Here is a 19,969-nt window from a genome sequence, read left to right as displayed (position 1 = left end):
AGCAAAAGTACGATTTAATTATAAAAGTTTTACCTTTGTGTGGTAAAAGTAGTAAAAACCTGCCAATGAGATCTCTGCTGATTGTCGAAGATGATATTACTTTTGGTATGATGTTGGAAACATGGTTGAGTAAAAAAGGTTTTCAAGTATCATCAGCAAGTAATATTGCCCGCGCAAGGAAATGTATTGAAAAGAAGAAGATTGATATTATACTATCCGATTTACGTTTACCGGATGGTGATGGTATATCTCTTCTGAAATGGATTGGTGATAATGGAATGCAGATTCCAATTATCATTATGACAAGCTATGCCGATATTCAATCGGCTGTTCAAGCAATGAAGCTGGGCGCTAACGATTACATAGCCAAGCCAGTAAACCCCGAAGAACTTCTGAATAAAATTAACGAAGCATTGTCTGTTCCTACCGAAAAGAAACCAATTGTAACAACAGGAGTAACAAGTCCGCCACGTTCAACTGTTTATCTGGAAGGCGATAGTGAGGCAGCACAAAAGCTATACAATTATGTGGCACTGGTTGCACCCACCAATATGTCTGTGCTTATAAACGGAGCAAGTGGAACAGGTAAAGAATATGTGGCACGCAGAATACACGAACTCAGCAATCGCAAAGACAAACCTTTTATCCCTATTGACTGTGGAGCTATTCCAAAGGAATTGGCTGCATCCGAATTTTTTGGCCACATGAAAGGTTCGTTCACTGGTGCTTTAGCCGATAAAACCGGTGCATTTATTGAAGCAAACGGCGGCACTATCTTTCTCGACGAGATTGGTAATCTGGGATACGAAATCCAGATACAATTGTTGCGGGCATTGCAAGAACGAAGAATTCGTCCAATTGGATCGAACAAAGAAGTAGAGGTTGACATCCGGTTGATATCGGCCACTAACGAGAATCTGGAACAGGCCATTGAGAAAGGGAACTTCAGGGAAGATTTATATCACCGTATCAATGAGTTTACGCTTCATATACCTGCACTGAAGGAGAGAAAAGAAGATATTCTGTTATTTGCAAACTTGTTTCTTGAACATGCAAAAGAAGAGTTCCACAAAGACATAAAAGGTTTCGATGATAAAGCCTCATCAACTATTTTAGAATATCACTGGCCAGGCAACCTGCGCCAAATGAAGAATATTATAAAGCGGGCAACATTGTTGGCACAGGGCGAATACATCACTACCAACGATTTAGATGATGAGTTAACGGCTACCTCCACTCCTACCGTTACTGCTCCTGCTACCAATAACCTGGCTTTACACGACGAAAATACTGAGAAAGAACATATTCTGGAAGTATTAAAGCGCACCGGATATAATAAAAGTAAAGCTGCGCAACTTTTGAATATAGACAGAAAAACCCTCTACAATAAAATAAAGCTATACGGTCTTGATGTGTAAACTGTGGAAAAATTCCACAGTTGTTTCCACAGTTTCCACACAGGTCCACACTTTGGCACACTTCCCCACTCTACCTAACCCACTGAATATCAACGAACAAACTTTTTCCGCCCAGTTTGGCACAAGCTTTGGCATATATTAAGTGTGAAAAACTTCGGTTAACAGACATAATAATAAACCTTAACTATAAAAAAGCTGTTAACTACATTGTGAATGTTTGTGTCGGTGGTTACACACTTTTATCTCGAAACCCCAAATGGTTGATCAATAAGAGAGAGAAAACAGAGTGCATAAAAATGGAGATGAAGTGTGACCCCAAAATCTACGGCTAGAGAGCCTTGAGACAGAGAATTGGCAGTTGAGCCGCTGGGTGTGGTACCTAGCGGCCAATTTTGCTGAATGTATTAAGCACATTTAAGAAAGCTGTTCCCCCTTGTCTATTCTGGGAGCAGCTTTTTTAATGTGCCAATATGCTAATATGTCAATGTGCCAATTTCTAATGTGCCAATTTTAATGCGCAGCCAATTGGCATATTGGCATATTTGCACATTGACACATTAGAAACCCTTCCAAAGATTATCTTCAGGCACAGGTGCTTCAAGTTCTATCTTTTCTTTCGAAACCGGATGAATGAAACTTACTGTTCGCGCATGCAAACTGATACTGCCATCCGGATTTGAGCGTGGAAACCCATACTTCAAATCTCCTTTAATGGGACACCCCATTTTAGCAAGTTGGCAACGTATCTGATGATGCCGTCCTGTTTTCAAATCAATTTCAAGCAGATAGTAATTATCCGATCGGGCAATCAGTTTATAATCAAGGATAGCTTTTTTAGAGTTGGGTACCTCTTTAGGATAAGCATAGCTTTTGTTTTGCTTTTCGTTTCGCACCAGATAGTGCACCAACTCACCCTCGGTATGCTCGGGAGCGTTTTTAACAATGGCCCAATAGGTCTTTTTAACGTCACCGGTTCTAAACATTTCGTTGAGGCGCGAAAGCGCTTTGCTGGTTTTGGCAAAGATCACTAATCCGCTAACAGGCCTGTCTAACCGATGGGTAACTCCAAGAAACACATTTCCCGGTTTCTGATATTTCTCTTTCAAATATTCCTTTACCGTTTCCGATAAAGGAATATCTCCTGTTTTATCACCCTGAACTATTTCCGAGGGTGCTTTATTTACAACTACTATATGGTTGTCTTCGTAAACAACAGTCATATTACATATTCATACCGCCATCGCAAAGCAATACCTGGCCCGAAACATACGACGACATATCAGATGCAAGGAACGTTGCTACATTTGCAACATCCTCGGGAGTACCTCCACGACGTAAAGGAATTGTTTTTGCCCATTCGGCTTTTACTTCATCGGTAAGTTGGTCGGTCATTTCAGTGATAATAAATCCGGGAGCAATAGCATTGGCACGGATTCCGCGTGAGCCTAATTCTTTTGCTATAGATTTAGCCAAACCAATCATACCAGCTTTTGATGCCGAATAGTTACATTGTCCGGCATTACCCGATACACCCACAACCGACGACATATTGATAATGCTACCACCCTTCTGACGCATCATTACAGGTGTACAAGCATGGATAAAGTTAAATGCCGATTTGAGGTTTACATTGATAACCATATCCCATTGTTGCTCGCTCATACGCATCATTAAACCATCGCGGGTGATACCTGCATTGTTTACCAGGATATCTATGCGACCAAATTCTTTATGTATTTCAGCTACTACCTTAGCTGTATCTTCAAAATCAGCTGCATTCGATGCATATCCTTTTGCTTTTACACCATAAGCGGCAATTTCTTTTTCTGTATTCAACGCATTTTCGTCTATTGCCAAATCTGTGAATGCAATATTAGCTCCTTCCGAAGCAAATTTCAAAGCGATAGCTTTACCAATGCCACGAGCAGCACCGGTTACGATTGCAGTTTTTCCTTCTAATAATCCCATAATTTAAGTTTTAAAGTTTTGAGTAATGAGTTTTGAGTAATGAGTTTTGATGCTGCATAGAACTCAAAACTCACAACTTAAAACTCAGTACTCTAATTATTGTTTTTTCGTTGCATGCAGTGCACCAAACACTATGTTGGCCACATATTTCTTTTTAGTTGATAAATCAAGTCCTTCGCCAATACGTCCGCGGATATAAGGAACTTCAATTCCTTTCAGGCAATAATGTATCAGGTCGGCAGTCATATCCACATCGTCAACATGGAAAACGCCTTTTTCCTGTCCTTCTTGCAATACTTTGCGGAACAATTGTCGTTCTTTGCAATCAAATCTCTTACGCACATTTTCCACACGCCATATATCGCGGAAAAAATCGGCTCTTAATGTACCATTACGATACACTACTTCTTTCACTACGTCCAAACGTGTATAAATCAGTTCCACAATTTTGCGTTCGGGCGATATGCTTCGTTCCACAACACGCGTCAATGTTTCGGAAAGGATTTCCAGTTCAGACTGTACTACAGCAAGATAAACCTCGTCTTTGCTTTTAAAATAGGTATAGAGTGTTCTTCTTCCTTTTTTTGAAGCAACGGCGATGTCATTCATGGTAGTACCTTCTACTCCCGTCTTAGCAAAAAGCTGACGGGCAATATCTACTAACTTGGCTCTTGTTTTTGATACAGGCATAAAATTGCACATTGCTTAATAATGTGAGCAAAAATACTTTTTTATTTTATACAATACAAAAAAAACAGGGTTATTATTAACATTTAAAACTTAACAACAGTTGAAACGCCAAGTTGCATTAAGTTACGTATGAACAACTTTGCCAACACAGGTGTTTAATTTATAAAACATATAATTATGAGTAATAGAGATAGATTAGAACAAGAAGTACAACTGGCCAAAGAACGGTTGGAAAATATGCCGGCAGATACTCCGACAAATATTAAGAAGATTCTGGAAGATGAATATGTGCAATTATCCTTCGACTTAAATAATTTCGTTGATGAGGACGATAATAATGATTAAAAAAACAACTTAATACAATACTATATATCAGCAAATTACGAATTGTCGACCAGAAATAAATAAAAATAATTATCGAATTATTTGTTTCTTATAAAAAAAGCAGTACCTTTGCACTCACAAAACATCGCGGAGTGGAGCAGTTGGTAGCTCGTTGGGCTCATAACCCAAAGGTCGTAAGTTCGAGTCTTGCCTCCGCAACTTAGAAAAAGCGCTTAAGGAATCCTTAAGCGCTTTTTTAGTTAATAGGGTTATGGGGCTGACCCCAGATGCTAAAATGCTGCATTTCGTTCAATCGAAATGCTGCATTTTGAAAGTGTGAAATGCAGCATTTTGAAATCACGATTTGCAGCATAAAAATTAGTACTGATTTATGAATGGATGAAATTTGACATACGGTTGTATTCGTCTACCTTTTTTTTATATTAACGTTGGTGATATCGACAACCTATTATCATGAAAATAAAATATTTACTGGGAGGTCTGGCTTTTACAACACCATTCGTTGCGTAATCAGAATCCCTTCGATATTAAATCTTCCACCATTTTCATATATTCTCCCGGAATATTTAAACCCGAAATGCTTTTTCTTTTAATATCGACAATTTCTGCATGCGAGGCACCATGTATCAGATAGAAATTCTCGCCCCACTCGGCCGATTGGGCACTTATGATACCATCATTGTGTCCGGCAACCTTCTTTATATAATTATAGGTAAGAAAATAAGAGAGATCATCAAAACTATTCTTCAATACAGCACAACAACTGCAGTAATAAACGTCTGTACTATCCGGATTTTTCAAATTAAACTCTTTCATGCTTTTTGTCGATAAATCGATAGTTGCTCCATATGGATTGGGAGCTTTATCGCCATACAGTTTCGCAAGAAACTCTGCTATCTTGCGCGCCAGAGGTGTCTGTATTTGCTTAAATCCAAGAATATAATCTACAATTTCTACTCCCCGATGAGGAGTAGAAACTGTTGTTAAACTTGCTATCTTGTTTGCATATCCTAAACTACTGATAAGATACCGTGCATCAATTCCGCCTTTTGAATGTGCAATAATATTTACTTTAGAAGCTCCTGTTTGATTTAAAACTGCATCAACAGACTTTTGAAGAGACTGCGCATTCGTTTCAATATTTCCCCACGAATCCATATTTCCCCAAAACACATTAACTCCACTACGTTTCAATACAGAGGGAATCCGTCCCCAAAAAAGAGTATTGTCTTTCGCTGCAATACCATGTACAAGAATTAAAGGATATTTTAGTGTAACACTCATGTAATAGAATAAACTTTTCAAAGTTATTTTTATTATTTTAAGGGGCAAGATACAAACTTTATGTCGAACATATCCCCAGAGTCAATAAAAATAGTTATTTTTGCAGTCTGATAATACATCAATCAAACTATGAAACTGGATCAACTTACCGCAATATCTCCTATTGACGGTCGATATAGAGGCAAAACTGAAGCTTTTGCTAATTATTTCTCTGAATTTGCTCTTATTAAATACAGGGTACAGGTAGAAGTGGAATACTTTATTGCACTATGCAATCTTCCCTTGCCGCAATTAACCGGGCTCAAACCCGAAACATACGAATCACTCCGAAACATCTATCGCAATTTTACAGAAGAAGATGCTCAACGTGTTAAGAACATAGAGAGTGTAACCAATCACGATGTAAAAGCTGTAGAATATTTCCTGAAAGAGGAATTCGACAAACTGGGTGGACTGGATGCGTATAAAGAGTTTATACACTTCGGACTTACATCGCAGGATATCAATAATACTTCTGTACCGCTTTCGGTAAAAGATGCAATTCAAGAAGTGTACAATCCGTTGATGAACGAACTTATCGACCAACTTAAGCAATATGCTAATGAGTGGAAAGATATTCCTATGCTTGCAAAAACCCACGGTCAGCCAGCATCACCAACCCGCTTAGGCAAGGAAGTGATGGTATTTGCATACCGCATGGAAAAGCAAATGGAAATACTGAACAACATTCCGTTTACAGCCAAATTTGGAGGCGCAACAGGTAACTTCAATGCACACAATGTGGCCTATCCCGGAATTGACTGGAAAGCTTTTGGCAATCGGTTTGTGAAAGAAAACCTTGGCTTAGAACGCGAAGAATATACTACCCAGATATCCAATTACGACAATCTGTCGGCTGTTTTTGATGCACTGAAACGCATCAACACCATTATGATTGATATGAACAGGGATTTCTGGCAATATATCTCAATGGAGTACTTCAAGCAAAAAATCAAAGCAGGCGAAGTAGGTTCAAGTGCCATGCCTCATAAGGTTAACCCTATTGACTTTGAAAATGCCGAAGGTAATCTGGGAATAGCCAGTGCATTACTGGAACATCTATCGGCTAAATTACCCATATCCCGTTTACAACGCGACCTTACAGACTCAACTGTGTTGCGCAACGTAGGCGTGCCATTAGGCCATATTTCGATAGCTATACAAAGCTCGCTGAAAGGATTGCGTAAATTATTGTTGAACGAGGCTGCCATTTACAACGATTTGGATAATTGCTGGAGCGTTGTTGCCGAAGCAATTCAAACCATTTTACGTAGAGAAGCCTATCCTAACCCTTACGAAGCATTAAAAGCGTTAACCCGTACAAACGAAGCTATCAACGAAAAGTCGATAAAAGAATTTATTGAGGGATTAAACGTAAATGAAGATATTAAAAAAGAATTGAGAGCTATAAATCCCCGCAATTATACGGGAATCTAGTCTGAATTAAAGGCCGTGAGGCCACTAGTTATAATTTTATTCGAATAAAGGCATGAATACAGAAAATGAATCTTGGCGCGAAAATTCCAATGAAGAAGACGCCAGCCGTGATGGTAACAGAGTTTACAACAGAGACGGGTACAACCGTCGGGATGACAACAACCGTTCCTATAACCGAGACAGTAGTAGCTATAATCGCGACAATAACAGTAGCTATAACCGTGAAAGCCGCCCAAGCAGACCGTATGGTGAAAGATCATCGTATGGCGAAAGATCATCGTATGGCGACAGACCACAACGCACTTCGTACAATAGGTATGGTAGCAACGACCGTTCTTCGAACTACAACCGCAATAGTGGCGATCGTCCACAAAGATCTTCCTATAACAGGGACGACAACAACTCGGGATATAACCGGGAAGGTGGAGAACGTCAGTATCGCCCACGTTTTAATCGTGAAGAAGGTAGCGACAACCGTAGCGGATACAACCGCAACACAGGTGATCGTCCACAACGTTCTTATAATTCCAATTATAACAGGAATTCAGATTACAACAGAGGTTCATCTAACTACAGCCGTACTAATAATGCCGAAAGCACTGATGGTACTGAAAAGCCAAGACGTAAAATCACAAGCAATTCATACAACCCTAACAGTAGCGGTGATTCATACGGAAACAGTGGTAATAGCTATGGAAATAGCAGAGGCGGTTACGGAAACAGCAACTATGGTAACAATAGTGGCTATGGAAACAGCGGTGGTTATGGAAACAGAAACTCCAGCGATCGTCCACGCCGGCCTAGATTTACTCCAAACGGAGGAAGCAACAATTACAACAATGGCGGTGGTTACAACAACGGTGGTTATAACAACGGCGGTGGTTACAGACAGCAAGGAGGAGGATATTCGCGTCCGGTTCGCCGTACCGGAGATTATGATCCGAATGCTAAATACAGTCAAAAGAAACGAATTGAATATAAGGAGCAGTTCACCGATCCTAATGAGCCAATCCGCTTAAATAAATTCCTGGCTAATGCCGGAGTATGTTCGCGTCGTGAGGCCGATGAATTTATCACCTCAGGAGTAGTAACTGTAAATGATGAAGTAGTAACAGAATTAGGAACAAAAATCAAACGTACAGACCTTGTTAAGTTTCACAATGAGGCTGTAAGTATTGAACGTAAGGTATATATCCTTTTAAATAAACCTAAGAACTGTGTAACAACATCAGATGATCCACAAGAACGTAGCACAGTAATGGACTTTGTAAAAGGAGCCTGTACTGAACGTATTTATCCTGTTGGACGTCTCGACCGTAATACTACAGGTGTTCTGTTGTTAACAAATGATGGTGACTTGGCATCAAAACTTACTCACCCTCAATACCTGAAAAAGAAAATATACCAGGTAACAACTGATAAGAACGTAACCAAAGCTGATATGGAGCAAGTACTTGCCGGTATTAAGTTGGACGAAGAAACCGAAATAAAAGCTGATGCTATTAGTTATGTCGACGATATCAAACGTGATATGGTAGGAATCGAAATCCACTCCGGTCAAAATCGTATTGTTCGTCGTATATTCGAATCATTAGGTTACAGAGTTATCAAGCTCGACCGCGTTTATTTTGCCGGACTCACTAAAAAGGGACTAAGACGTGGCGACTGGCGTTATTTAACCGAAAATGAAGTAAGCTACCTCAGAATGGGATCGTTTACTTGATTTACAATTTGACGATTTACGATTTACGATCAAAATAACATCGTGAATCACCAATTATAACAAGAGCAGATTTGCAGATTTACGGTTTACAATTGATTTTACAATGTAATTTCAATCGTAAATCGTAAATTTGTAAATCGTAAATTAAAAATTTTATGGAAAAGATTAGTAGAACAAAGATTATCGATTTGTTGGCTTCCGATAAATTTGGAACAACAATCAATGTGAAAGGTTGGGTACGCACCCGTAGAGGAAGTAAACAAGTGAATTTCATCGCATTAAATGACGGTTCTACAATAAATAATATACAGGTAGTTGTTGATTTGGCAAACTTCGACGAAGAGATGCTGAAACTTATTACTACTGGTGCATGTATTAGTGTAAATGGTACATTGACAGAGTCGGTAGGCTCTGGTCAAAGCGCTGAGGTACAAGCTACCGAAATCGAAGTTCTTGGTGCAGCCGATAACACTTATCCTTTGCAAAAGAAAGGTCACTCGATGGAATTTCTACGCGAAGTGGCTCACTTGCGCCCACGTACCAACACATTTGGAGCTATCTTCCGTATTCGTCACCACATGGCTATTGCCATACATAAGTTCTTTCACGACAGGGGATTCTTCTATTTCCATACTCCTATCGTTACAGGATCGGATTGTGAAGGCGCCGGACAAATGTTTCAGGTTACTACCATGAACCTGTACGATCTGAAACACGACGAAACAGGAGCAATAGATTATAAGAACGATTTCTTTGGAAAACAAACCAGCCTGACAGTATCCGGTCAGTTGGAAGGAGAGTTGGCTGCAATGTCATTGGGAGCGATTTACACATTTGGTCCTACATTCCGTGCCGAAAACTCAAATACTCCACGCCACCTGGCAGAGTTCTGGATGATTGAGCCGGAAGTTGCTTTCAATGAAATTGAGGACAACATGCAACTGGCCGAAGATTTCATCAAGTACTGTTTGCAGTGGGCATTAGATAACTGTATGGATGATATTCAGTTCTTGAACAACATGTTCGACAAAGAATTGATTGACCGTTTGAACTTTGTTCTTTCAAACGAATTTGTACGTCTTACTTATACCGAAGGGGTAGAAATACTCGAAAAGGCTGTAGCCGATGGTCATAAGTTTGAATTCCCAATATTCTGGGGTGCCGATTTAGCTTCGGAACACGAACGTTACCTGGTGGAAAACCACTTCAAGAAGCCGGTTATTTTGACTGATTACCCAAAAGAAATCAAATCATTCTACATGAAACAGAATGAAGATGGTAAAACAGTTCGTGCCATGGATGTACTGTTCCCTAAGATTGGCGAAATTATTGGTGGTTCGCAACGTGAAGAGGATTACGAGAAACTGTCGCGTCGTGCCAAAGAAATGGGAGTACCCGAAAAAGATATCTGGTGGTACATGGATACACGCCGTTACGGTACTGCACCCCACTCTGGCTTCGGACTTGGGTTTGAACGCTTATTACTGTTTGTTACAGGCATGAGCAATATTCGTGATGTGATTCCTTTCCCACGTACACCGAATAATGCGGAATTCTAAGTAAAAGTATTGAATATATATGTGAGGGATACTCTTGGGGGTATCCCTTTTTTATGCTATGTGTGTAGTATAATGTAATAAACCTGATTTTACTTCTTCATTCGGATATCCCAATTTACACATACGAAACCGTTCATCATACGATTTAATTGTTAGATATCCCATTCGATAAAGCATTTGTGTAGTATTTCCCCAATTTGTCTGGTCATAAGCTAAAAATACAGTTGACACTTCAATATCTTCAAGTCCACGCAAATCCATATCGGTTTTCTTCAACATTTCGACCAGAAAAGTAGGTGTACCGCTGGCAAACCAATAATGCTCAAACATACCCGAAGACAAACAATTCAACACACTGAACGGGTTAAACATTCCTACCATATTGTTGTAACTGAAATGATAACCATCGTACATGCGGGTAAGCCTTTGTACAGCCATCTCACGAGATATGTTATTGTTTTGGGCAAGCGTTTCTAATCCAGGTGCAAAATTGTCTTCTATTTCCTGTTGTGTTAATCCACAAAGATCGGCAAAGCGCGGATCGAAACTGATATCCATTAATTGATTAAGATTACTGAATATCCCTACCTGAGCAAATTTAGTAACCCCAGTAATAAAAACAAATTGAATCCATTCATCAGCATCTTTAAGTACTGTGTAAAAAGCAGTTAGTATCTCACGGAAATCATCTTGAAGTTTTTCATCATGGAAACTACGCAAGAGAGGTTTATCATATTCATCAATTAGTACCACAACACGAAGCCCTGTCTTTTCATAAGCACTTTTAATTACTTCCATAAAGCGTCCGGAATGAGTAATTCCTTTACCACCGGTTTCGTACAACTCTTCCCATTCAAGGAGTTTCCGCTCAAGTATATCATACAAGCTTTGTCGGTTTTCATACCTTTCCGCATTCAAACTGAGCTTAATTACAGGATATGTTTTCCAGTCTTTTTCTACTGTTTCAATAAAGAGCCCTTTGAAAAGTTCTTTCTTTCCCAGAAAGTAAGCCTCTAAAGTAGAAAGCATCAAACTTTTACCAAACCGACGAGGACGGCTCAGGAAATAAGGGTTGCCCATCTGAATCAGTTTATACATCTGTGATGTTTTATCTACATACAGATAGCCCTCGCTACGAAGTTTTTCAAAACTTTGTATACCTATGGGATAACGACGGGGGAAACGGGTATCGGCTGAATTATTCATACTATCTATAACAGTTATTCGAGCATTACAGTTTACTCTAAAACACAAATGTAATCATTTAGAGTTAACTTTCAATACTCATCTTTCATCTTTCAACTAAAATACTTACCTTTGCCACCATCATCAAGGGGTGCCTACTTATGGCTGAGATTAAACCCTTATAACCTGATGCGGATAATGCCGCCGTAGGAATGAGATTATGGAACCAAAACAAAGATATTTTACCGCATTAACTATTGCCGGCTCCGATAGTGGAGGTGGGGCAGGCATTCAGGCTGATCTGAAAACCTTTGCCGCTCTGGGCATATTCGGAACATCTGTAATAACAGCTATTACCGCTCAAAATACGCACGAAGTCCGTTCGGTAGAAGTATTATCCCCCCAAATTATACGCACACAACTGCAAACTGTATTAAGCGACATCACTATTGATGCCGTTAAAACCGGAATGTTGCCCAATGCCGAAATCATTGAGGTAGTTGCCCAAACCATAGACCAGTACAAGCTGCCGAATCTGGTTGTTGATCCCGTACTGGTTTCAACCAGCGGCTCGCAACTGACTTCGGATAAGGCTATCTCTGCCTTTCGCTCATTATTATACAAGCGAGCAACGCTGATAACTCCCAATATCCCCGAAGCAGCCAGGCTATCGGGCATTGAGATAAACAACGAAAACGATATACACCGGGCAGCCGATGTATTGCTGGCCGAGGGATGTTGTGCTCTTTTAATTAAAGGAGGCCATCGGGCAGGCAAACAATCTACCGATATTCTTTTTACCCCCAATCAATCTCCCGTTTCTTTTTCTGTACCGTTTGTAAAGTCGAACAATCTGCACGGTACCGGTTGTACGTATGCATCGGCCATAACGGCCTGTTTGGCGCAAGGGTACGAGCTGATTAAATCGGTGGAGATGGCAAAGAGTTACATAACTGCTGCCATTGAAGCCGGAAAAGATATCACCACCGGACAAGGAAACGGACCGCTAAATCACTTCTTTTCGCCGCAACCACTAAAAACAAAAAAGATATGACTGTTTATGTAAACCAAAAACCGTACGAGGTTAAAGAAGGCATATCCCTTGCCGATTTTATGGAGAGTACAGGCATTAAACTACTTGGAATTGCCGTAGCTATTGATTATGAAGTAATACCCAAAGCCCGATGGACAGAAGTACTACTGACTGATGGAGTAGAACTGATGCTAATCCATGCCGTATCGGGAGGATAGCCAGATGAAACTAATTGTTATTACGCCCGAAAAGGAGTTGTATAATGAAGCGGCCATCATAAACCTGTTGTTTAAAGAAGGGTTAGAGACTTTGCATCTGCGGAAACCTTACTCCACCCAACAACAACTGGCCGCTATTCTGGAAGAAATTAAACCGGAGTATCGTACCCGGATTATGCTGCACGATCATTTTTCGCTTGCCGGAGAATATACAATAAAAGGAGTACATCTTAACCGAAGAAACCCGGAGCCTCCGCAAAAAGAGTCTCTAACGATTAGTAAATCGTTTCATTCCTTGAGTGAATTAACCGATACGGACAACTGGGAGTATGGCTTTCTGAGTCCTATATTCGATAGTATCTCTAAAACAGGATATAATAAAGCATTCACAAACAGCGAGTTAATTGCTGCAAGGGATAAAGGGATTATTAATCACCGGATATACGCATTAGGCGGAATATCAATAGATAAAATTCCGCTGGTAGCCGGTTATGGTTTTGGAGGGGTGGCTGTTCTGGGTTCACTTTGGGGTAATTTTCACCTGGATGGGGATATAGATGCACTGCTTACCCGGTTTTATAGATTACAAAACAAGTTATGAAAAAGAACACAATATGAACGGATTATTATTTATCACCCATTGTACTGATAGATATACCTATCTGCAATCGGCAGAAATTGCATTGAAAGGAGGTTGCAAAAATATACAGCTCCGGATGAAAGACTCACCAGTTGCCGAAGTAGAACAAACAGCCATCAAAACCAAAGAATTGTGCGATGCTTACGGTGCCCAACTTTACATTGACGATCATGTACAGGTTTGCCTGAATGTAAAAGCTACCGGCGTTCACCTTGGTAAGCTGGATATGCCACCTGCCGAAGCCAGAAAAATACTGGGAAACAATTTTGTGATTGGTGGAACAGCCAATACTTTCGAAGATATCCGGCACCTTGTTTCGCAGGGAGTAGATTACATTGGGCTGGGACCATTCCGTTTCACAACCACCAAAAAGAATCTTAGTCCCGTTCTCGGACTATCCGGTTATCAGGAGATAATAGCCCAATGCAGGCTGCACAGCATAGATATCCCCATTCTGGCTATTGGCGGAATTACATTGAACGATATCCCAGTATTGATGCGCACTGGTATTGCCGGTATTGCTTTATCATCAACCATATTACAAGCTGATGACCCGATAATGGAAACAAACCGGATTTTAACTTTCATATAAGTAGCATCACGTTCAATACATAATGGTATTCCTTTTGAATGCTATTGCATTTTGTTTCGGAACACCCGGGTGTACGACATGCTAACACCCGGGTGTACACGGTCTGTACACCCAGGTGTACAAGCACCGTACATCCGGGTGTACAAAGAGTGAACACCCGGGTGTTCATAAGCCAAATGCAATGCTTTATAAACACTAAACTTATAGTATAAAAGATATGAAGAAGTTAATTATTGCAGGAAAAGAGTTCGATTCACGGCTCTTTTTAGGAACTGGGAAATTCAGTTCCAATACCGTAATGCGTGAAGCCATTGCGGTATCACAAACTCAAATGGTTACTGTAGCCATGAAACGCCTCGACTTAGAGAACAAAGAAGACGATATGTTGGTGCATATTCAAAAGCCCGGCATTCAATTATTACCCAATACTTCGGGCGTTCGGAATGCTAAAGAGGCTGTTTTTGCTGCTCAACTGGCACGCGAAGCCTTTGAAACAAACTGGCTGAAACTAGAAATTCATCCCGATCCGCGCTATTTGCTGCCCGACCCGATAGAGACACTTAAAGCCACTGAAGAACTTGCCAAACTTGGTTTTGTGGTTTTACCATACATACAAGCCGATCCGGTATTGTGCAAATTGCTTGAAGGTGCCGGGGCGGCTACGGTAATGCCGCTGGGCGCTCCCATAGGAACAAATCGGGGATTGCTTACGCGCGATCTGCTGGAAATCATTATTGAGCAAAGCAATATACCAGTGGTTGTAGATGCGGGCATAGGTGCTCCATCGCATGCAGCCGAAGCACTGGAGATGGGTGCTGATGCAGTATTGGTAAATACAGCTATAGCTATAGCGGGAGATCCGGTAGCCATGGCCCGTGCTTTCTGCCTTGCCGTTGAGGCTGGTCGAATGGCTCATGAGGCACGATTGGCGGGGAAAACACCGGTGGCCGATGCGAGTAGTCCGTTAACTTCATTTCTGATGTAACCTAACTAATCCGACAATATGCCAATGCGACAATATGCCAATTGGCTGCGCATTGTTAATTGGCACATTGGCATATTGGCACATTAACACATTATCATTTATGAAATTAAATCAACGTATAACATATCCTTCTTCTAATAAAATCTATGTGAAGGGGAAAATACATCCGGTGGCTGTTGGCATGCGTGCCGTTTCGCAACTGGATACCATTAAAATAGAAAACGGAAAAAGGTTGGTAGAAGAGAATCCTACCGTAACCATTTATGATACAAGCGGCCCTTACTCCGACCCGGATATAGAAATAGATATCAGCAAAGGTTTGCCCCGCTTGCGCGAACAATGGATTGAAAACAGGGAGGATACAGTGCAACTTACCGAATTTACATCCTGTTACAGCAACGAGCGACTACAAAATTCTTCTCTGGATAGTATTCGCTTCCCACTTATCAACTATCCCCGAAGGGCAAAACCGGGCAAGACCGTATCGCAAATGTACTATGCTCAACAGGGAATTATTACCCCGGAGATGGAATATGTAGCTATCCGCGAGAATCTTCAAAACGAGGAACTGGGCATAGAAAGCCATATTACGCCCGGGTTTGTGCGTGAAGAAGTGGCAAGCGGACGAGCCATTATCCCGGCTAACATTAACCATCCCGAAGCCGAACCGATGATTATCGGCACAAACTTCCTAGTAAAGATTAACACCAATATTGGTAACTCGGCCTTGTTATCCGGTATTGACGAGGAAGTAGAGAAGGCACTCTGGAGTTGCAAATGGGGTGGAGATACGCTGATGGACCTCTCTACCGGCGATCACATTCACGAAACACGCGAATGGATTATCCGTAACACACCTGTTCCGGTGGGTACTGTTCCATTGTATCAAACATTGGAGAAAGTGAACGGCCAAATCGCTGCACTGAACTGGGAGATATACCGCGACACCCTGATAGAACAGTGCGAACAGGGAGTTGATTATTTTACTATTCATGCAGGGCTGTTGCGTGCCCATCTGCCACTGGTGAAAGACCGTGTAACGGGAATCGTTTCGCGGGGAGGTTCAATCATTGCCAACTGGATGACTCAACACAACGAAGAGAATCTTTTCTATACCCATTTTGAAGAGATATGCCTCATTTTGAAGCAATACGATGTGGCGGTTTCGTTGGGAGATGGTTTGCGTCCGGGTTCTATTGCCGATGCTAACGACGCTGCCCAGTTTGCCGAACTGTCGGTTCTGGGTGAACTTACAGAGATTGCCTGGAAGCATCATGTACAGGTGTTGATTGAAGGGCCGGGTCATGTACCTATGCACAAAATCAAGCCGAATATAGATGAGCAGCTCAAACATTGCCACGGTGCCCCTTTTTATACATTAGGTCCTTTAACTACGGATATTGCACCGGGGTACGATCATATTACCTCGGCCATTGGTGCGGCACAGATTGCCCGCTATGGTACAGCTATGATTTGTTATGTAACGCCTAAGGAGCATCTGGCTTTACCGGATAAGGAAGATGTGCGCACCGGTGTGGTTGCTTACAAAATTGCGGCTCATGCGGCCGATCTGGCGAAAGGCCATCCGGGAGCGCAGGTAAGAGATAATGCGTTGAGCAAGGCACGCTTCGACTTCCGTTGGAAGGATCAGTTTAATCTGTCTTTAGACCCGGAAAGAGCTTTGGAGTACTACAAAGCCGGAAGGCTGGATGATGAAAGCGGGCATTGTACCATGTGTGGGCCGAATTTTTGCGCGATGAAGTTAACGAAGGAAATGAATGATTGTGAAGGAGGTAAAGTGAGGTAAAGGAGGTAAAGGAGGTAAAGTTTTCCTGCGGCATCGCTTCTTTACCTCCTTTACCTCACCTCTACCTCCTTTACCTCCTTAAAAGAAAAATTTATGCTATTTACAGAACAAATAAACCAATATAACTGGGATGATATCAGATCCCGGATATACGCCAAAACCTCGGCCGATGTTGAACTTGCCCTCTCTGGCAAACGACTCGATATTGAGGACTTTATGGCATTACTATCGCCTGCCGCCCTACCATATCTGGAACAGATGGCAAGGTTAAGCCGTATGTACACACAGCAACGCTTCGGTAAAACCATTCAGTTTTATGTACCTCTCTATCTTACAAACTCATGTGTAAACCACTGTGTGTATTGTGGTTTCAATCATAACAACGATATACACCGCATCATTCTTACCGACGATCAGATATTGCAGGAAGTAGAGGCCATCAAGAAGATTGGCGACTTCCAGCACATTCTTCTGGTTACTGGTGAGAATCCGCGTGCTGCAGGAGCGGATTATATAGAGAATGCTATAAACCTGGTAAAGCCTTATTTTGCATCCATATCTATCGAGGTACAGCCTTTGAAAGAACCCGAATACACCCTATTAACAAAGGCCGGCATGAATGCTGTGTACTGTTATCAGGAAACATACAACCGCGAACGTTACAAAATTTACCATCCAAAAGGTATGAAGTCTAAGTTCGACTGGCGTTTAGATGGCTTCGACCGTATGGGAAAGGCTGGGGTTCATAAAATAGGTCTGGGTGTATTAATCGGGTTGGAAGACTGGCGCACGGATGCAACCTTTATGGCTCTGCATCTTCGTTACCTGCAAAAAACATACTGGCAAACAAAGTATTCCATCTCCTTCCCCCGTATGCGTCCGCATGTGGGTGCAGGGTTTCAGCCCAATGTTATTATGTCGGATAAGGAACTGGCACAGATAATATTTGCTTATCGGTTGTTCGATCATGATATTGAGATTGCGCTATCTACAAGAGAGAATCAGTTGTTCAGAGATAATATGACAACGCTTGGGGTTACTTCGCTCAGTGCGGGGTCTAAAACAGACCCGGGAGGTTATGCGGTGTATAAACAAGAACTGGAACAGTTTGCTGTGAACGATGATCGTTCTCCGGCAGAGGTATTCTCGGCAGTTAAAGGTCAGGGATATGAAGTAATCTGGAAAGATTGGGATCATGCGATACAACCGTAATATAGTTATAGATGGTCTTGGCCAGGAAGGTCAGGCCTTATTGAAAGCATCTAAAGTTCTGGTTATCGGTGGCGGTGGATTAGGCTCACCCGCCTTGTACTACCTTGCTGCCGCAGGAATAGGTACAATAGGAGTTATTGACTACGATACTGTTGATATCACCAATCTGCAACGCCAGATTATTCATTTTACCGAAGATGTAGGAAAACCTAAAGTAGTATCTATCCGGGAAAAGCTACAGGCATTGAATCCGGATATCAATATCATAACCCATAACGAACGTTTTTGCAACAACAATGCAGAAGCGCTCATTGAACCTTACGATTTTATATTAGATTGTGCTGATAATTATGCTACCAAGTTCCTGATTGATGATATCTGTGTACAATTGCATAAACCCTATTGTCATGCCTCGGTAGTAGCCATGCAGGGCGAAGTAATGACATATATTCCCGGTAATGCGTGTTACCGGGATGTGTTTGGTTCGCCACCCGATGATGCCGAAGCGATTACTTCCTCACAAGTGGGAATATTGGGTGCTGTTGCCGGAATAGTTGGTTCTATTCAGGCAACAGAAGCTATTAAGTATATAACAGGGATAGGAGAATTACTTGTTAATCGCTTGCTTATTGTTGATGGGAGGACAATGGGGTTTCAAATGCTGAGGGTTAGGAAAGAGTAAAGGCTGATATGAGGAATCAGCCTTTAATAATTACTTAAATAATAATCTGTATTCCCAGATGAAGCCGTTGTATATTAGCATCCAAGCCAAATTTACTCTTATTAAGCCAAGCTCCCTCTTTTCTATTATTTTCACTCCAGCCCAAAAACAAGTATTGCCCTGATATTTTAACGTTTTTACAGATAGGATATGTTGCTCCAAAAGTAAAGCCCCCTTCGCTGTAGCCACTTTGTCCTCCAGATACATCTCGTTCTGCAATATTGAACTGTGCTTCAATAAATAACTGAAATTTTGAAATAGTCAAATAGTTATAACGTACAAATGGCGTATACATTGTGTATGGATAGTCACGAGTTTCAAAACCCACCTTAAATCCTCCTATTATATACTTATTAAATTGATAACCAATAGTTGGTGTAATAATAATATAATTACCATTATGAGTATCAGCATAAGAGACTGTTCCTTCTATGAGAAAACCTTTCTCTTTGATTTGTGCTTTTATTGGGTTAACCGATAAAATAGCTAGGATAGCAACTAGAATAATTTGAGTTTTCATTATACCATATAATTATCTTGGAGGATATATATTTATAATTTCCTGCCTGTCATTATCAAAATTGTAATATTTATTATCAAGGTAAAGTCCTAGACTTCCATCAGAATAAAAACCATCATTAGTTCCATTCCAACCCCAATTCATGTGGAATCTTTCTGATGAATACTGAAACTCTTCATGTGTATATATATAAGACATCTCAGAGGGATCTGGACCATGGATAGAAATAATTGCCTTTTTCTTTGTCTCATAATTCTAAATTTAAATGTTTAATAAAAGATTTACTATCTTGGGAATTATGCATCAAAAGTATATACAGATAAGTTAAATGATTTCTTGATTTGTCTATTTTGTTTCTTGATTTGTCTAAAACAGAATTTAATATTACTTTTGTTATATAAAAAAGAACATGCTAACTGATATAAGTGCAGAACTTGAAAAAGAATTTGGTGCACATGCCACACCAGAGCGAGAAAAATTTAATGAAGAGGCATATGCTTTCTATACTGAACAAATACTCCTTGAAGCAAAAAAAGAAGAGATAATTAAAGAATAACTTGCATACATTGCAGAAACATATTATATTTATACTA

General features: G+C 40.8%; 18 protein-coding genes, 1 tRNA gene, 2 pseudogenes and 1 riboswitch. Of the genes and pseudogenes, 15 read left to right on the top strand and 6 right to left on the bottom strand.

Translation table 11 applies throughout. The annotated features are described in order from the left end of the window. Window positions 1-65: 65 nt before the first annotated feature. Window positions 66-1,418 carry a sigma-54 dependent transcriptional regulator gene (locus D0T85_RS17395; protein WP_163214798.1) on the top strand — a complete coding sequence of 451 codons (1,353 nt, stop codon included), beginning with the start codon at window positions 66-68 and terminating at the stop codon, window positions 1,416-1,418. Between the two features lie 557 nt (window positions 1,419-1,975). Here D0T85_RS17395 and D0T85_RS17390 read toward each other — a convergent pair. The 3 genes from D0T85_RS17390 to D0T85_RS17380 form a co-directional block, all read right to left on the bottom strand. Further along, window positions 1,976-2,638, bottom strand: coding sequence for an RluA family pseudouridine synthase (locus D0T85_RS17390; RefSeq protein WP_163214797.1), 663 nt, complete (start codon window positions 2,636-2,638; stop codon window positions 1,976-1,978). A 1-nt stretch (window position 2,639) separates the two neighbouring features. Further along, entirely contained in the window at window positions 2,640-3,386 is a 747-nt protein-coding gene (gene fabG, locus D0T85_RS17385) for a 3-oxoacyl-[acyl-carrier-protein] reductase (RefSeq protein WP_163214796.1), read from the bottom strand. A gap of 96 nt (window positions 3,387-3,482) precedes the next feature. Then, complete coding sequence (locus tag D0T85_RS17380) at window positions 3,483-4,076, bottom strand: TetR/AcrR family transcriptional regulator (protein WP_163214795.1); 594 nt, start codon at window positions 4,074-4,076, stop codon at window positions 3,483-3,485. Window positions 4,077-4,253: 177 nt separating this feature from the next. On the opposite strand from D0T85_RS17380, the gene D0T85_RS22555 reads away from it, so the two are divergent. After that, entirely contained in the window at window positions 4,254-4,421 is a 168-nt protein-coding gene (locus tag D0T85_RS22555) for a hypothetical protein (protein WP_203558518.1), read from the top strand. Window positions 4,422-4,546: 125 nt separating this feature from the next. After that, window positions 4,547-4,619: transfer RNA gene (locus D0T85_RS17375), tRNA-Met, on the top strand. Between the two features lie 312 nt (window positions 4,620-4,931). On the opposite strand, the gene D0T85_RS17370 is transcribed toward D0T85_RS17375, so the two are convergent. Further along, window positions 4,932-5,726: a triacylglycerol lipase gene (locus tag D0T85_RS17370; protein WP_163214794.1), complete on the bottom strand. Its 795-nt coding sequence runs from the start codon at window positions 5,724-5,726 to the stop codon at window positions 4,932-4,934. A gap of 108 nt (window positions 5,727-5,834) precedes the next feature. On the opposite strand from D0T85_RS17370, the gene purB reads away from it, so the two are divergent. The 3 genes from purB (at window position 5,835) to asnS (ending at window position 10,463) form a co-directional block, all read left to right on the top strand. Further along, on the top strand, window positions 5,835-7,181 hold the full coding sequence (purB, locus tag D0T85_RS17365; protein WP_163214793.1) for an adenylosuccinate lyase: 1,347 nt from the start codon (window positions 5,835-5,837) through the stop codon (window positions 7,179-7,181). Window positions 7,182-7,233: 52 nt separating this feature from the next. Continuing rightward, entirely contained in the window at window positions 7,234-8,904 is a 1,671-nt protein-coding gene (locus D0T85_RS17360; protein ID WP_163214792.1) for a pseudouridine synthase, read from the top strand. 155 nt (window positions 8,905-9,059) lie between these two features. Continuing rightward, window positions 9,060-10,463 (top strand): asparagine--tRNA ligase, encoded by a 1,404-nt coding sequence (gene asnS, locus D0T85_RS17355; RefSeq protein WP_163214791.1) that lies wholly within the window; start codon window positions 9,060-9,062, stop codon window positions 10,461-10,463. Between the two features lie 63 nt (window positions 10,464-10,526). Here the strand turns inward: asnS and D0T85_RS17350 are convergent. After that, window positions 10,527-11,669, bottom strand: a pseudogene (locus tag D0T85_RS17350) (AAA family ATPase); the annotation flags it as partial. 116 nt (window positions 11,670-11,785) lie between these two features. Further along, window positions 11,786-11,878, top strand: a riboswitch (TPP riboswitch). Between D0T85_RS17350 and thiD the strand changes: the two are divergent. The 8 genes from thiD (at window position 11,869) to D0T85_RS17310 (ending at window position 18,817) form a co-directional block, all read left to right on the top strand. Then, window positions 11,869-12,702 (top strand): bifunctional hydroxymethylpyrimidine kinase/phosphomethylpyrimidine kinase, encoded by an 834-nt coding sequence (gene thiD, locus D0T85_RS17345; protein ID WP_163214789.1) that lies wholly within the window; start codon window positions 11,869-11,871, stop codon window positions 12,700-12,702. It overlaps the preceding riboswitch by 10 nt. Beyond that, window positions 12,699-12,899: a sulfur carrier protein ThiS gene (thiS, locus tag D0T85_RS17340; protein ID WP_163214788.1), complete on the top strand. Its 201-nt coding sequence runs from the start codon at window positions 12,699-12,701 to the stop codon at window positions 12,897-12,899. The genes thiD and thiS overlap by 4 nt, the downstream gene beginning before the upstream one ends. Beyond that, a complete protein-coding gene (locus tag D0T85_RS17335; protein WP_163214787.1) occupies window positions 12,880-13,500 on the top strand; it encodes a thiamine phosphate synthase in 621 nt (206 codons plus the stop codon). The genes thiS and D0T85_RS17335 overlap by 20 nt, the downstream gene beginning before the upstream one ends. 13 nt (window positions 13,501-13,513) lie before the next feature. Beyond that, window positions 13,514-14,131 (top strand): thiamine phosphate synthase, encoded by a 618-nt coding sequence (locus D0T85_RS17330; protein ID WP_163214786.1) that lies wholly within the window; start codon window positions 13,514-13,516, stop codon window positions 14,129-14,131. 217 nt (window positions 14,132-14,348) lie between these two features. Beyond that, a complete protein-coding gene (locus D0T85_RS17325) occupies window positions 14,349-15,116 on the top strand; it encodes a thiazole synthase (protein ID WP_163214785.1) in 768 nt (255 codons plus the stop codon). A gap of 100 nt (window positions 15,117-15,216) precedes the next feature. Further along, the gene (thiC, locus tag D0T85_RS17320) at window positions 15,217-16,923 is read left to right on the top strand and encodes a phosphomethylpyrimidine synthase ThiC (RefSeq protein ID WP_163214784.1); all 1,707 of its coding nucleotides are present in this window, start codon (window positions 15,217-15,219) and stop codon (window positions 16,921-16,923) included. A 93-nt stretch (window positions 16,924-17,016) separates the two neighbouring features. Next, window positions 17,017-18,135, top strand: a complete 1,119-nt coding sequence (gene thiH / locus D0T85_RS17315) for a 2-iminoacetate synthase ThiH (RefSeq protein ID WP_163214783.1) — start codon at window positions 17,017-17,019, stop codon at window positions 18,133-18,135. Further along, entirely contained in the window at window positions 18,119-18,817 is a 699-nt protein-coding gene (locus tag D0T85_RS17310) for a HesA/MoeB/ThiF family protein (RefSeq protein ID WP_163214782.1), read from the top strand. Before thiH ends, D0T85_RS17310 begins: the two co-directional genes overlap by 17 nt. 34 nt (window positions 18,818-18,851) lie before the next feature. Here the strand turns inward: D0T85_RS17310 and D0T85_RS17305 are convergent, their stop codons facing one another. Continuing rightward, window positions 18,852-19,376 (bottom strand): hypothetical protein, encoded by a 525-nt coding sequence (locus tag D0T85_RS17305; protein WP_163214781.1) that lies wholly within the window; start codon window positions 19,374-19,376, stop codon window positions 18,852-18,854. Window positions 19,377-19,785: 409 nt separating this feature from the next. Here D0T85_RS17305 and D0T85_RS17295 point away from each other — a divergent pair. Then, window positions 19,786-19,914: pseudogene (locus tag D0T85_RS17295) on the top strand (transcriptional regulator); the annotation flags it as partial. Between the last annotated feature and the right edge of the window lie 55 nt (window positions 19,915-19,969).

The organism is Bacteroides sp. 519 (genome assembly GCF_010500955.1).
Classification (GTDB): Bacteria; Bacteroidota; Bacteroidia; order Bacteroidales; family Bacteroidaceae; genus Bacteroides.
Note: the sequence above shows the minus strand (reverse complement) of the source record. Positions and strands in the feature narration are given on the sequence as shown.